This window comes from Janibacter hoylei PVAS-1 (assembly GCF_004025845.1).
In the GTDB taxonomy this organism is placed as follows: domain Bacteria; phylum Actinomycetota; class Actinomycetes; order Actinomycetales; family Dermatophilaceae; genus Janibacter; species Janibacter hoylei.
Genome location: NZ_PIPF01000007.1, coordinates 110,296 through 123,502, shown reverse-complemented (window position 1 = coordinate 123,502; position 13,207 = coordinate 110,296). Strand labels below are relative to the sequence as shown.

Sequence of the window (13,207 nt, the reverse complement as noted above, 5' to 3'; positions counted from 1 at the left end):
CTACCTGGCAGGCGTCGAGACCCTGCACAGATGGAGGCCAGTGATGCCCACGTTCGCCGATCCCGGCCGCGACGCCGCCGAGGCGTCCGAAGCGTTGCGCGGGCTCGCGCACGCCACCCGCAGCTTCGCCGACCCGGCCGACATGTACGCGGTGATCGGTGACCTGCTGGGCGGGGTGCGCTCGCTCCGGCAAGTCCTGGACCAGCTCGCCACCGCCCACCTGAACCAGCAGCATCAGCTGGCCGACGAAGCACGCGACCCGGCCGGCGGTGCGGTCGAGGCGGTGTCGGCGGCCGACGAGCTGCACCGGGCCGGCACGCTCATCGACCGGGCCCACGACCGGCTCAACGCCGCGATGAGTCATTCCGGCCGGATCGTCTGGAACCCACCGACGCAACTCGTTGAACAGTGGGTGGGGGTCGTGTTCCTGCAAGGCGAGGACGCCGACCGGGTTCTCGACCTCATCGACCGTGACGGCGTCGAGGCGGGGATCGAGCATCTGTCCGGCTGGGACTACGGCGACGAGACCACCGACGCCGCCTTGGAGAACGGCGATGTTCACGACCACGGCCCTGTCTGTGCCGGGGATCGGCCGGCCGAGACTGGCGACTATGCGATGACCTACAACCCGCAGGCCGGGCACGTTGCCCTCTACCGGCGGCACCTGATCCCCGCCGACCACGCGACAGACCCGCCCGACGACACCCCCGTCCCACCCTCGGACCGCGAGACCGGGCGCGATACGGCGAGACGGCGCAGCGGAGTCCGGGACGGAAGCTGGTTCGAGCATCCCGGCGTCGCCGCCGTCAAGCAGGCCCGGGGGCTCTCGTGGTGAGCCGGGACGAGAAGCTGCACACCGCCGTCCTCGTCGCACCGGCCTCCGAACGACGGCGGCTGCGAAAGCAGCGGCGACAAGCAGCCGCCCGGCTCGTCGACGAGCAGCGGCAGGCGGAGAAGGCCACGGCCCGCGCGAAGCTGGAGGCTGAGCGTGCCGAACGGCGAGCCACGGTCTACCTGTCCTCGGCCGGCGAGCCAGGGCCAGCCGCGCTCCGTACTCCGGGGAGGTTCCGGCTGCCTCGGCATCAGGACACCAGCGCCGTCTTCGCCGGCCACTACCCGTTCTTGGCCGAAGCTGGTCTCGGGCCGCAGGGGATGTTCATCGGGCAGGATCTCTACTCCGGGTCGTCGTTCGTCTACGACCCGTGGGTGCTGTACCGGCGGGGCATTATCACCGCCCCGAACCTGATCCTGGCCGGGATCGTCGGCTCCGGGAAGTCCTCGCTCGCCAAGAGCCTCTACACGCGCAGCCTGCCGTTCGGCTACCGCGTCTACGTTCCCGGCGACCCCAAAGGCGAGCACACCGGTGTCGCCGAAGCGGTCGGAGGGAAGGCGATCATCCTCGGGCACGGGATGGGCAACAGGCTCAACCCGCTCGATGAGGGCTACCGTCCCGGTGGCCTCTCGGACCGGGAGTGGGCGACCACGCTGGCTGCGCGGCGCCGGGACCTACTGGGCGCGCTCACCGAGACCGTCCTTGCTCGACCGCTCGCGCCGTTGGAACACACCGCGATCGATACCGCCCTGGCCGGCGCGGTGCGCGACACCGAGGTGCCGATTCTGCCGATGGTGGTCGACCGGCTGCTGCGCCCAGACCCGGCCGACGATCCAGACGGCCGACTTGCTGAGGATGGCCGTCAAGTCGGGCACGCGCTGCGGCGGCTCGTCGCTGGTGACCTGGCCGGGCTGTTCGACGGCCCGTCGACGGTGAGGTTCGACCCGACGCTGCCGATGGTCAGCCTGGACCTGTCCCGCGTCACCGAGAACTCCACCTTGATCTCGGTGCTGATGACGTGCTCGTCGGCGTGGATGGAAGCCGCCCTCCTCGATCCGAACGGCGGCCGACGCTGGGTCATCTACGACGAGGCGTGGCGGCTGATGTCGCATCCGGCGCTGCTGCGCCGGATGGACGCGCACTGGCGGCTCGCCCGCCACTACGGCCTGGCGAACCTGCTCGTGTTCCACAAGCTCACCGACCTGGAGAACGTCGGTGACCTCGGCTCAGCGAACCGTGCTCTGGCGAACTCGCTGCTGGCGAACGCGGAGACCCGGATCGTCTACCGGCAAGAGACCGACCAGCTCGGCCCCACCGCCACCGCGCTCGGGCTCACCGGCACCGAGCAACGTCTCCTGCCGGGACTGGGCACCGGGCAAGGGCTCTGGCGCATCAAGGACCGCAGCTTCGTCGTCCAGCACCAACTCCACCCCGCCGAACTGGCCGCGTTCGATACCACTGCCCGCATGAATGGCGATCCATCGCATGCTCTTGAGCCGTGAACGGGACGCCAGGCCTTGGCGGATCGAAGCTGTTCCGGGCATCACCGTCGCTCAGGTGCGAGTCTGGTCGTATGGACCCCTCCATCCGCCTGCACCAGCTCCTTCCCCTGGTCGAGCGGCAGCACGCCGTCATCGAGCAACTACGCGCACGGCATCCGAAGCTCACCACTGCGAACCAGCTCGCCGACCTGGTTGGGATCAGCGCGCGGACCATCGAGCGAGATATCGCCAGGCTCCGACAAGCCGGCATTCCGGTTGAAGTCGTCAGGGGTTCACGAGGCGGTTACCGAGTCGCCGCTCGGGAACAAGCGTGCCAGGTCTCCCTCACGCCCGGCGAGGTGTCCGCCCTGCTGGCGGCACTGGTCGCCATCGGCCCCTACAGTTCCTCAAGCGCACGAAGCGTTTTCGAGAAGCTCACCACCGCACTCTCGCCTGAGACGGTGGCGTAAAACCGTCACAGCCTTGTCGGCATTAGCTCGTATCGTCGAAGTATGAGCATCAGCCACGAACAGATCGACGACTACCTCACCCGCTACGCCGCCACCATGACCGACCTCGACGCCGAGTCCGCGGCCGACCTCTGGACGACGCCAGGCCTGATCGCAGACGACCGGTTCTCCGGGGTCCTCGAATCGCGAGAGGCGATGGTGCAGGGCTTGAAGCAGTCCTACCCGCTCTACCAGAAGCTCGGCCTCCACTCCGTGGGATACGAACTCTTGGATCAGAACCACCTCACCGGCCTACTCGTGCTGATACGAGTGCGGTGGGAGTTCTTCGACGCCGCCGGTGAGTTGCTCACAGACAGCACCGCCTACTACCTGCTTCGCAGCGAGGAAGCAGGCCTCCGCGCGACCGTCTGTGTGCAGACTGACGATGCCGAGAAACTCCAAGCTCTCGCTACATCACGCGGCATCGAGCTGACGCCGCCCAGCGAGTAAGCCGCGCGCGGGCCGAAACGTCAGCATCTCGCGGCTGCCGGTCTGGGCGGGACGAAGGTATCGCTGGTTCACCTCGCCGCTATGAGGAGAGTCGAGCCCGAACCGGTCCCGGTGTCTATTCCGTTCGTCGTGCTCGACGTGCGCGAGGACGGCACCGTGGCCGTCACCGTCGACGGGATACGGCTGGACCCCGAGCCGTTCGCGCCGCCGTGGCGGCGTTCCTCATTCGGGCAGATCATCGACCGTGCCACGGATGACCGGACGACACCGGCGCGGGTCGAGGTCCGCGAGGCAGACGGGACGACCTTCACCGACATCATCGCGGCTCAACGTCGCCGAGCACCCGACCCGACGCCTGACCCCGAGAAGCCAGCCTCGCGGCCGGTATTCCAAACCGTTGAAGGCGACGGGTTCGTTCCCGGCGAGGACATCGCGGTCGCCGTCGTCACCGGGCACACCGACGCGTCCGGTACCGGTACGGCCCGTGCCCTGATCGACCCCGGCCGGCTCGGGTCGGATGCTGCGGGCGGGGTTGTGGAGGTGGTGCTGGTCGGCCGTATCTCCGGCGCCACGATCGTCCGGCGGCTGCCATGAACAGTCAGGGTCGGCAGACCGGCTCGTTCGGTGATGAGCTGACCAACGCGGCCATGATCGGACTGGTCGGCCTGTTCGGCATCGCCTTGGTGCTCCGCGGCGCCGGGTCCGTCGCGGCATTCGTCACCGGCACGAGCCAGCCCGCCGGTGGTCCTGCGTCCGGGATCGGTGTGCTGTTCGATCCGGGCGATCCCGCTGGCGCCCTGGACGCGCCCGGCATGAGCCCGGTCGTCTACTGGCTCGTCACGAGCCTCCTGCTCGCCGTGCTCATCACCGGCGGCGTGTGGGTCTGGTCGCGGCTGCGCCGTCACACGCACCGAGTCGAGCAAGACCCGCGCCGGATGGCGGGCATTGCCACGAGGCATGAGGTCGCTGCCGCCGCGTCCGAGAAGGCGCTGCTGCGTCGCGCCGGGAACCTCCGCCCCGGGCTGGATAATCCACGCCCGCAAGATGTCGGCTACCGGCTCGGCGCCTCTAAGGGCACCGGGGTGTGGGCGTCGGTGGAGGACTCGATCATGGTCATCGGCCCGCCCCGCTCCGGGAAGGGCCTGCACCTGGTGATCCCCGCGATCCTCGACGCCCCCGGTGCCGTCGTGGTGACCTCGACCCGGCCGGACAACCTGACCGCGACCCTGCGCGCCCGCAGCCGGGTCGGGCCGGTCGCGATCTTCGACCCGCAACACCTCGCCGAAGGCTTGCCCGCGGGGATGCGGTGGTCACCGATCCGGGGCTGTGAGTCCCCGCAGACCGCGATGATCCGCGCCACCGGGCTCGCCGCCGGAACCGGCCTCTCATCCGGCGGCGTCGACGGCGGCGGGTTCTGGGAGGGCAAGACCCGCGCCGCACTGCAAGCGCTCCTGCACGCCGCCGCGATCGACCACCGCCCACCGGCCGAGCTGTTCCGCTGGACCCTCGACCCGACCGCAGCCGCCGACGCGGTGGCGATCCTGACCGGCTCGACCCGCGCGGCGACCGGATGGGCCGAGTCGCTGGAAGCGATGATCGACTCCGACCCCCGCACCCGCGACTCCATCTGGCAAGGCGTGTCCCTCGCCCTCGGATCGCTCGCCGACCCCCGAGTGCTCGACGCCGTCTCACCCGGCCCCGGTGAAGGATTCGACCCCGAGCACTTCATCCAGAACCGCGGCACCCTGTTTCTCCTGGCCACCGGGTCCGGTGCGGGAGCCAGCGCCGCACTGGTCGCGGCGCTGGTGGAAGACCTCATCGAGACTGCCCGCCGTCTCGCCGCGCGCTCACCCGGTGCGCGGCTCGATCCGCCGATGCTGCTGGCGCTGGATGAGATCGCCAACCTCTCGCCCCTGCCGTCGCTGCCGACGCTGATGGCCGAAGGCGGCGGGTCGGGCATCACGACGATGCCGGTGCTCCAGTCCCTCGCGCAGGCGCGGGACAAGTGGAACGAGCACCAGGCCGGCGCGATCTGGGACGCGTCGATCGTCAAGGTCATCCTCGGCGGCGCTTCCAACAGTCGCGATCTGCAAGACCTCAGCGCCCTGGTCGGGGAACGCGACGAGTACACCGACTCCGTGACGCTGGGTGACCACGGCACCCGCTCCAACCAGCGCTCCGTCCGGCGGGTGCCGATCTTCCCGCCCGACCGCATCCGCCGGCTACCGTTCGGCACCGGGATCGTGCTGCTGCGCTCCGCGCCCCCGATCGTCACCGACCTGCACCCGTGGCCAAAGCGCCCCGACACCACCCAGCTCACCGCCGATCGTGCGCAGATAGAGGCCCTGCTGCGCCGCTCTGACACCTGAGCACACGCCAGTCGCCTCCGCGCCCACCTGCCTGCCATAGAAAGCCCCGGCATGACCGGGGACCGCGAGAGCAGACAGGAGCACACCATGTCCGACGATCCCCGCGACGATGACGCCACCACGGGCGACCTGCCCGGCCCGGAGCTGGACGGCGACGAGGGCTTCGAGGACCCGCTGATCGCGGAGCCGCCGCACCCGATCAACTGGAACCTGCTGAACGCCGACGATGCCGAGGTCGAGTGGCTGGAGCTGAACCGGTGGGTGGACTGGCTGCGGCACACCTACGGTCTGCCCGCCGCGGTGATCCCGCCCGCCTGGTACGCCCACTCTGAGCTGCTGTGGGAGCTGTCCGCGCTGCACCTGCACTGGCTGTGCGCCTACGACCCCGAGCAGAACGGCTCCGCGCCACTGGGCTGGCACCGCGACTTCGCCGACGCCCGCCAGCGGCTGCGCGAATGGGTCGCTGCGTCCGGCACGAAGCTCGACCACGACCGGCCCACCAGGCAGACCGTCTGGCCCGGTGAGGAACCCGCCGACCCGATCCAGGACCTGCCGATCATCGACCGCGACGCCGAGTTCGTGGAGTTCGTCATGGCCGACGTCCAGGCTCGCCGCGACGCCGAGGAAGCGTTCTACCGCACCCTCGACCCCGACACCGGAGAACTGTCATGAGCGACGAAGGGACGCTCGTGGTGTCGCCGCTCATGCACAGCCGCGAGGTCGCGGCGTACTTGAAGGTCTCGGAGTCCACCCTGTCGCGGTGGCGGTCGGCGGGCACGGGGCCGCCGTTCCTGCGCCTGGGCGGGATCGCCCGGTATCGGCTCGACGCCGTGGATCGCTGGCTGGCGGAGCTGGAACACGACCATGCCCCGGAGAGCTGAGCCGCAGCCGACCGCTGAGCCCAAGCCGGTCCCGCCGATTGGTGTGAAGGTCTCCACGGACATGGAGCGCCGCTCCTACGGCATCCGCGCCCGCGCCCGGTGGACGGACCCGACCACCAAGCGCCGGGTGATCCGCTCGGAGATCGTGCGGGACGAAGCGGCCGCGCACGCGTTCTTCGACCAGCTCCGCAACTCCTCGACCAAGGGCATGGACGTGTCCATGACGCTGCTGGAGTTCGTCACCTCCATCGGCGACCGGTGGGCGCGGGGCCTGGACCCGACCTCCACCGGCGAGACCTACGGGTACGGGCTGAAGCTGCGGGTGCTGCCCGCGCTCGGGCATCTGCCGGTCACCCAAATCACCGCGGGGATCATCGACCGCACCATTGATGAGTGGGAACAGCGTCACGGCGCCTCAACTATCAAGAACACTATCGCCCCGCTCGTGCGGGTGCTCGATGAAGCCGTGCGGGACGGGCTGATCCAGATCAACCCCGCGAAGAACCGTGCCAAGCGGAGCCTGAATCGCAACGCCTTCCGCGGCCAGTCCGCCGAACACGCCTCCCCGCGGGCGCACGCGATCCCGGACATGAAGACCCTCAACCGCCTCGCGCGCGCATGCGGGAAGGTGCATCAGTCCTACAGCGACTTCGTGATGCTCGCCGCGCTGCTCGCGGCCCGGTCCTCGGAGGTGTCTGGGTTGCAGGTCGGGGATGTCGACTTCGACAAGAACCTCGTGGTGATCCGCCGGCAGGTGTTCCCCGGCAAGGGTGGCCTGGTCACGAAGCCGACCAAGAGCCGCAAAGAGCGACGCGTGCCGATCCTCGAACCGCTCCGGCCCGTGCTCGAACGCCTCACCGACGGCAAGGAGCCCGCGGACTCGTTGCTGGTCGGTCCGAAGGGCGGCTACCTCACCACTGCGACCGTCCGCGACGCCACGAACTGGGACGGCGTCGTGGCGAAGCTCGGGCTGCCTGACCTCACCCGGCACGGCCTGCGCCACACCGGGGCGACCTGGATGGCCGACGCCGGCATCCCTCTGCACGTCCTCCAAGACATCCTCGGGCACGCCTCGCTGGAGACCACCCGCGGCTACCTGCACCCCGACGACCGCCACCTCGCCTCCGCCGCTGAGCAGGCCAACGCCTTCCTCTCTGCCGCGGGGCAGCGTCGCCATGCGCGCCAGAGTCAGCCGCCCAAGCGCGGCATCTAGCTCCGCGATCGGGCTGGACTCGGGGCAAACCGATGCAGGCGGCAATGCTGGACGTGAACGACGGTGGCCTGTGTTATGCCGGGCTTGTGAGCTGGATGAGGTTTCCGCAGGTGTCGTCCAATACGGCGGTGACGACAGGCCCCATCGGTGTCGGTTCTTGCGTGAATCGGACGCCGCCAGCAACAAGCTGCGCATAGGTCGCGGCCACATCGTCAACGGCGAAGGAGGCTGCCGGGATGCCGTCGGCGACGAGTGCGGCTGTATAGGCGTTGGCCGCAGGGTGCTGATTGGGCTCCAGCAGCAGCTCGGGGCCGTCGGGTGCGTCAGGTCCGACCACGGTCAGCCAGCGGAACTCGCCCAGTGGCACGTCGTTCTTGGGGACGAAGCCGAGCTTGTCGGTGTAGAAGGCGAGTGCCTTGGCCTGGTCGTCAACGAAGACGCTCGTGACGTTGATTCGGATGCTCATGAGTCATTCCTTCGGTTCGGTGAGCCAGCGTTCGGTGATCTCCCGCAGCGGCTCGGTGTGCAGGGAGAGGAGTTTCGTCCGCCCAGAACGTTGCGAGCTGACAAGTCCCGCTTCTTCCAAGACGGTCAGATGCTGGGAGATCGCCTGCCTGGACGACGCAATGCCATGCCGCATCGCCAGCCGGCCGCACAACTCGAACAAGCTCTGCCCATCGCGCTCGGAGAGCTCATCGAGGATGAGGCGCCTGGTCGGATCGGCGAGTGCTTGGTAGATGTCTCCCACGCCTCCACAGTAGGCAAGTGGCTACTTGCATATCAAGCCTCGGTTCACGCGAGCCGCTCTCGCCCGCGTCCGAGAGAAGCGGGGACTACCGAGTCCTCACGTCCATCCGATAACAGCCGGGCAGGGGGGCGAATGAGGCCGGGAATCGTTCTGGTCCCCTTTTGGTCCCCTTATCCACAGGGAAGGGGTCTCGGAGGGCCCATCTATCCACAGGCAGCCCGAGCGTGCGCGGGTCCAGGGGGACCAGAGGGGGACCAACAAAAACCCTCCCAAGACATGACGAAGCCCCGGCGAGAAACATGCTCTCACCAGGGCTTTTACGTCGGGATGACAGTGTGCTGGCTCAGGACATCGGAATTGGGTGTCTCAGGACATTGGAATAGGGGTGTCTCAGGACATTGGAATAGGGGTGTCTCACGACATTGGGATGGATGTGGTCCTGATGCTGGGGCATGTCGAAACGTCGTCTTGTGATCACCGCGGTCCTGGCCGGTCAGTCGCAGTCCGAGGTCGCCCGCACTTATGGCGTCTCTCAGGGCTGGATCAGCAAGTTGATGGCCCGCTACCGCGCCGTGGGCGAGCAGGCCTTCGAGCCGCGTTCCCGTCGACCCAACACCTTCACCACCGCCACCCCGCAGGCCACGGTCGACCTCGTGCTGCAGCTACGTGACCAGCTGAGCACGCGAGGCCTGGACGCCGGCGCCGAGACCATCGGCTGGCACCTGCGTCACCACCACGACGTCACGACCTCCCGGGCCACGATCAACCGCATCCTCACTCGAGCAGGACGCGTGGTGCCCGAGCCGAAGAAGCGCCCGAAATCCTCCTACATCCGCTTCGAGGCCGAGCAACCCAACGAGACCTGGCAGTCCGACTTCACGCACTACCGTCTGACCACCGGCCGCGACGTGGAGATCCTCACCTGGCTCGACGACCACTCCCGCTACGCGCTGCACATCAGCGCCCACACCCGGGTCACCGGCCCGATCGTGCTGGCCGCATTCCAAGCCACGACCGACGAGCACGGTTGCCCCGCAAGCACGCTGACCGACAACGGGATGGTCTTCACCACCCGACTGGCCGGCGGCCGCGGCGGCAAGAACGCCCTCGAGACCCACCTGGCCGCCCTGGGCGTGACCCAGAAGAACTCCCGACCCGCGCACCCCACGACGTGCGGCAAGGTCGAGCGCTTCCAGCAGACGATGAAGAAGTGGCTGCGTGCCCAACCCGAACAACCCGCCACGGTCCAGGCCCTGCACACCCTGATCGACGACTTCCGCGACGAGTACAACAACCGGCGACCCCACCGATCCCTGCCGCACCGCGCCACCCCCGCCACCGCGTACACCGCCCGCCCCAAAGCCGCCCCCGGCGCCCCGACCGGTACCCACGAGCGCGTCCGGACCGACAAGATCGACAAATCTGGCGTCGTCACCCTGCGAAACCACGGGCGACTGCACCACATCGGAGTCGGCCGACCCTACGCCGGAACCTACGTCCTGCTCCTGGTCCAAGACCTCGAGATCCGCATCATCAACGCCGCCACCGGCGAACTCCTGCGCGAGCTGACCCTCGACCCCACCCGCGACTACCAACCCACCGGCCGAAAACCCGGCCCACAAAAGCAATAGCCGGACCTACAAAATCGTAGGTCCGGCTATGCCGATGTCCTGAGACATCACATACGTCGGGATGACAGGATTTGAACCTGCGACCCCCTGACCCCCAGTCAGGTGCGCTACCAAGCTGCGCCACATCCCGTTATTCAATTTTTGAGCCAACCAGGAGGGGTAAACCCCTTGACCCCCAGTCAAGTGCGCTACCAAACTGCGCCACAGCCCGTGGCCGCTCCCGCAGGAGCGAACGTCACTTTAACCCACTCCCACGGCCGTGGCCGAATCGGGTCCACCGGCGGGTCGCTCCCTTCGCTCCGGCCCACCACACCACGTCAACTGGCAGGATCAGGAGGCATGGACCCGAGCCTCCCGACGTCGTGGACGCCGTCCATGACGCACGACCTGTGGGTCGGTATCGGAGTCCTGACCGCCGGCGGAGTCCTCGCCCTGGAGAAATGGCGCCGGGGGGTGTCCGACGAGCGGATCTGGGCGCTCGTCGCCCTCGCGGTCGGCTTCGGCGCCGTCGGCGCCCGCCTCGGCACGTGGCTCCAGCACCTCCAGCCCAGCGCCAACGACCCGCTCGCGGTGCACTGGCTCTACGGCAACCGGAGCATCCTCGGCGGGCTCGCCTTCGCGTACGTCGCGGTGCTCGTCGGCAAGCGGCTGCTGCGGATGCAGTGGCGCACGGGCGCCCTCTTCGCGCCCGCCGTGGCTGCGGGCATGGCCGTGGGTCGCGTGGGGTGCCTGCTCACCGAGCCACCCGGGACCGCCACGGACGTGCCGTGGGCGGTCACGGTCACCTCCACCGCCGACGCCGCAGCCTGGGGTGTCCCTCTCGGCACCCGGCTCCACCCGTCCTTCGCCTACGAGATCGCCTTCCACCTGCTGGCTCTGCTCGCCATCTGGATCTGCCGGGACAGGCTCGCCGACGCGGCCGATCTCTTCACCCTCTACATCACGGGGTACGCACTCTTCCGCTTCGGTGTCGAGGCCGTCCGTGGCAACGAGGTGGCGTGGCTGGGCCTGACCCGGCCCCAGCTCTTCCTCGCGGCCACCCTCCCCCTCCTCATCTGGCGCAGCGCCGTCGCGGTGCGCCGTCAACCCCAAGGAGTCGAGCATGGTCCAGCCCCCGCCATCGGGTAGCCCCTACCCCGCTCCCCCACGCACCGGGCTCGGCATGGGCGCGGGCGCCGGCATCGGCGCGCTCGTCGGCCTCCTCGGACCCGTCGTCATCGCGCTGCTCACCTGGGGTGTCAGCAGCGTCGTGCCCGGGCCCGCCGGGGACGGAGCCTGGCTGGTGGTCCTCGGTGTCATCGCCACCCCGGTGATCCTGCTCCTGGCTGGCTGCGTGCTGATGATCCCGGACCGCCTGCGCGGCTGGGGCGTGGCCTGCCTGGTGGCCGGCGGCCTGTGGCTCATCTCGAGCGCCGGCGTCTGCACCGCCCTGGTCTTCGGCTTCGCCCAGATGTACCAGAACGACTCGAGCGGGGTCCTGCTGTGACGCCTCGCCCCGCCGCGCAGCCCGATGCCGGACCGGGTCGTCCTCTGCGCGGCGACCGGATCCATCGCTACGTCAACGCCTTCTGCCCCACCTGCCACGAGGAGTCGCTCGACGCCGACCTGACCGAGGTACGCCGGCTCAGCGGTTGGCTCGCCGAGCGCGACGGGCGCATCTGGCTCGAGCGGGGCTGCCCCGACCACGGGCTCGTGCGCACCCTCTACGACGAGGACCCGCAGATCCTGTCCTACCTCGAGGAGTGGACCGCCCCCACCAAGTCGCACGTCCCCGACCTCTCCGGCAACTTCGACCCGGTACCGGCGGCCTACCTCGACGGCCTGCCCGAGATGCAGACCCAGCACACGTGCATCCTCCTCGAGGACGTCACCGAGCACTGCAACCTGCGTTGCCCGACGTGCTTCGCCGACTCCGCTCCTGCGCTCACCGGCGTCGCGAGCGTCGAGGAGGTGCTGGCCAATGTCGACGCCCGCCTCGCCCGGGAGGACGGCCGGCTCGACGTGCTCATGCTCTCCGGTGGTGAGCCCACGCTCTACCCCGACCTCGAGCGGCTCCTCGACGAGCTCGTCGCGCGGCCCGTGGTGCGGATCCTCATCAACACCAACGGTCTGACCGTCGCCCGCGACGACGCCCTCGTCGCGCTGCTGCGCCGGCACCGGCAGCGCGTCGAGATCTACCTCCAGTACGACGGATCGAGCGCCGAGGCCTCGCTGCACCACCGTGGCGGCGATCTGCGGGCCCACAAGGACCGTGCGATCTCCCGCCTGAGCGAGGCCGGGGTCTTCACCACCCTGACGATGACCGCCGAGCTCGGGGTCAACGACGACGAGATCGGGCACGTCATCACCCGCTCGCTGGAGACCCCCTTCGTCTGCGGGGTCTCGATCCAGCCGATCTTCGGCTCCGGCCGATCCGGTGCGATCGACGCCACCGACCGGCTGACGCACACCGGTGTCCTGGCCCGGATGGGGCCCCAGACGGAGGGACTCGTGACGTGGCGCGACCTCACGGCACTGCCGTGCAGTCACCCGCACTGCGCGTCGGTCGGCTATCTGCTGCGGGACGACTCCGACACCTGGCGATCGCTCACCGCCATCGTCGGGCACGACCAGCTCAAGCAGTGGCTCGACCTCGCGCCGGAGAGCTTCGCCAACCGGATCACCGACCAGGCCATCCCCGAGCAGATGCGCGCGGTCGTCAAGGACGCCGTGCTCGGCCTGCTGAGCGAGCAGACCTCTCTCTCCCACCCGCAGGTCGGCGACCTGTGGAAGGCCGTCTGCCAGACCTGCGACCTCGGCCTGTCGACCCTGACGACGCTCGTCACGTCACGACTGCCGGGTCAGCACGAGCGACTGCGTCGCCTCATGGGCGAGCGGGTCAAGCGGATCAGCGTCAAGCCCTTCATGGACATCAACACGATGATCGAGGAGCGGCTGACGCAGTGCTGTGTCCACGTCGGCACCCGGGGGACGAAGGGAGAGCAGTGCGCACCCTTCTGCGCCGTCCAGGCGTGGGCGCCGCTGGCCCGGCAGAAGGTCGGCGCGGGCGCCCGCCGTCAGCTGCCGGTCAGTGCGGTCTGACGACTCCGCCGA

At 69.1% G+C, this 13,207-nt stretch carries 15 protein-coding genes and 2 tRNA genes; 13 read left to right on the top strand and 4 right to left on the bottom strand.

Annotated elements, in window-relative coordinates:
• Positions 1-43 precede the first annotated feature (43 nt).
• The 9 genes from CWN80_RS07485 to CWN80_RS07445 all read left to right on the top strand — a co-directional run bounded on the left by CWN80_RS07485 (position 44) and on the right by CWN80_RS07445 (position 7,735).
• Positions 44-835, top strand: coding sequence for a hypothetical protein (locus CWN80_RS07485; protein WP_007927131.1), 792 nt, complete (start codon positions 44-46; stop codon positions 833-835).
• Positions 829-2,334, top strand: a complete 1,506-nt coding sequence (locus tag CWN80_RS07480) for a hypothetical protein (RefSeq protein WP_007927129.1) — start codon at positions 829-831, stop codon at positions 2,332-2,334. Before CWN80_RS07485 ends, CWN80_RS07480 begins: the two co-directional genes overlap by 7 nt.
• A 71-nt stretch (positions 2,335-2,405) precedes the next feature.
• Positions 2,406-2,783, top strand: coding sequence for a helix-turn-helix transcriptional regulator (locus tag CWN80_RS07475; RefSeq protein ID WP_128277084.1), 378 nt, complete (start codon positions 2,406-2,408; stop codon positions 2,781-2,783).
• Positions 2,784-2,825: 42 nt separating this feature from the next.
• Entirely contained in the window at positions 2,826-3,272 is a 447-nt protein-coding gene (locus tag CWN80_RS07470; RefSeq protein WP_007927125.1) for a hypothetical protein, read from the top strand.
• A gap of 111 nt (positions 3,273-3,383) precedes the next feature.
• Complete coding sequence (locus tag CWN80_RS07465; protein WP_128277083.1) at positions 3,384-3,866, top strand: hypothetical protein; 483 nt, start codon at positions 3,384-3,386, stop codon at positions 3,864-3,866.
• Positions 3,863-5,641 (top strand): TraM recognition domain-containing protein, encoded by a 1,779-nt coding sequence (locus CWN80_RS07460; protein ID WP_128277082.1) that lies wholly within the window; start codon positions 3,863-3,865, stop codon positions 5,639-5,641. The genes CWN80_RS07465 and CWN80_RS07460 overlap by 4 nt, the downstream gene beginning before the upstream one ends.
• 87 nt (positions 5,642-5,728) lie before the next feature.
• Positions 5,729-6,313 carry a hypothetical protein gene (locus CWN80_RS07455; RefSeq protein WP_007927118.1) on the top strand — a complete coding sequence of 195 codons (585 nt, stop codon included), beginning with the start codon at positions 5,729-5,731 and terminating at the stop codon, positions 6,311-6,313.
• A complete protein-coding gene (locus CWN80_RS07450) occupies positions 6,310-6,522 on the top strand; it encodes a helix-turn-helix transcriptional regulator (RefSeq protein WP_007927110.1) in 213 nt (70 codons plus the stop codon). The genes CWN80_RS07455 and CWN80_RS07450 overlap by 4 nt, the downstream gene beginning before the upstream one ends.
• Before the next feature lie 61 nt (positions 6,523-6,583).
• Positions 6,584-7,735, top strand: coding sequence for a tyrosine-type recombinase/integrase (locus CWN80_RS07445; protein WP_007927108.1), 1,152 nt, complete (start codon positions 6,584-6,586; stop codon positions 7,733-7,735).
• A gap of 73 nt (positions 7,736-7,808) precedes the next feature.
• On the opposite strand, the gene CWN80_RS07440 is transcribed toward CWN80_RS07445, so the two are convergent.
• Positions 7,809-8,201, bottom strand: coding sequence for a VOC family protein (locus CWN80_RS07440; RefSeq protein WP_007927100.1), 393 nt, complete (start codon positions 8,199-8,201; stop codon positions 7,809-7,811).
• Positions 8,202-8,204: 3 nt separating this feature from the next.
• Positions 8,205-8,483, bottom strand: a complete 279-nt coding sequence (locus CWN80_RS07435) for an ArsR/SmtB family transcription factor (RefSeq protein WP_007927099.1) — start codon at positions 8,481-8,483, stop codon at positions 8,205-8,207.
• Positions 8,484-8,935: 452 nt separating this feature from the next.
• On the opposite strand from CWN80_RS07435, the gene CWN80_RS07430 reads away from it, so the two are divergent.
• Positions 8,936-10,114, top strand: coding sequence for a DDE-type integrase/transposase/recombinase (locus CWN80_RS07430; protein ID WP_128277081.1), 1,179 nt, complete (start codon positions 8,936-8,938; stop codon positions 10,112-10,114).
• Between the two features lie 56 nt (positions 10,115-10,170).
• Here the strand turns inward: CWN80_RS07430 and CWN80_RS07425 are convergent.
• Both CWN80_RS07425 and CWN80_RS15350 read right to left on the bottom strand, forming a co-directional pair.
• A tRNA-Pro gene (locus tag CWN80_RS07425) sits at positions 10,171-10,244 on the bottom strand.
• Positions 10,245-10,255: 11 nt separating this feature from the next.
• Positions 10,256-10,325: transfer RNA gene (locus CWN80_RS15350), tRNA-Pro, on the bottom strand.
• 128 nt (positions 10,326-10,453) lie between these two features.
• Between CWN80_RS15350 and CWN80_RS07420 the strand changes: the two genes are divergently transcribed.
• The 3 genes from CWN80_RS07420 to CWN80_RS07410 are packed head-to-tail and all read left to right on the top strand — an operon-like array spanning position 10,454 to position 13,195.
• The gene (locus tag CWN80_RS07420; RefSeq protein ID WP_238148110.1) at positions 10,454-11,242 is read left to right on the top strand and encodes a prolipoprotein diacylglyceryl transferase; all 789 of its coding nucleotides are present in this window, start codon (positions 10,454-10,456) and stop codon (positions 11,240-11,242) included.
• Positions 11,217-11,600, top strand: coding sequence for a hypothetical protein (locus tag CWN80_RS07415; RefSeq protein ID WP_128277080.1), 384 nt, complete (start codon positions 11,217-11,219; stop codon positions 11,598-11,600). The genes CWN80_RS07420 and CWN80_RS07415 overlap by 26 nt, the downstream gene beginning before the upstream one ends.
• The gene (locus CWN80_RS07410; protein ID WP_007927085.1) at positions 11,597-13,195 is read left to right on the top strand and encodes a radical SAM protein; all 1,599 of its coding nucleotides are present in this window, start codon (positions 11,597-11,599) and stop codon (positions 13,193-13,195) included. Before CWN80_RS07415 ends, CWN80_RS07410 begins: the two co-directional genes overlap by 4 nt.
• Positions 13,196-13,207: the final 12 nt, after the last annotated feature.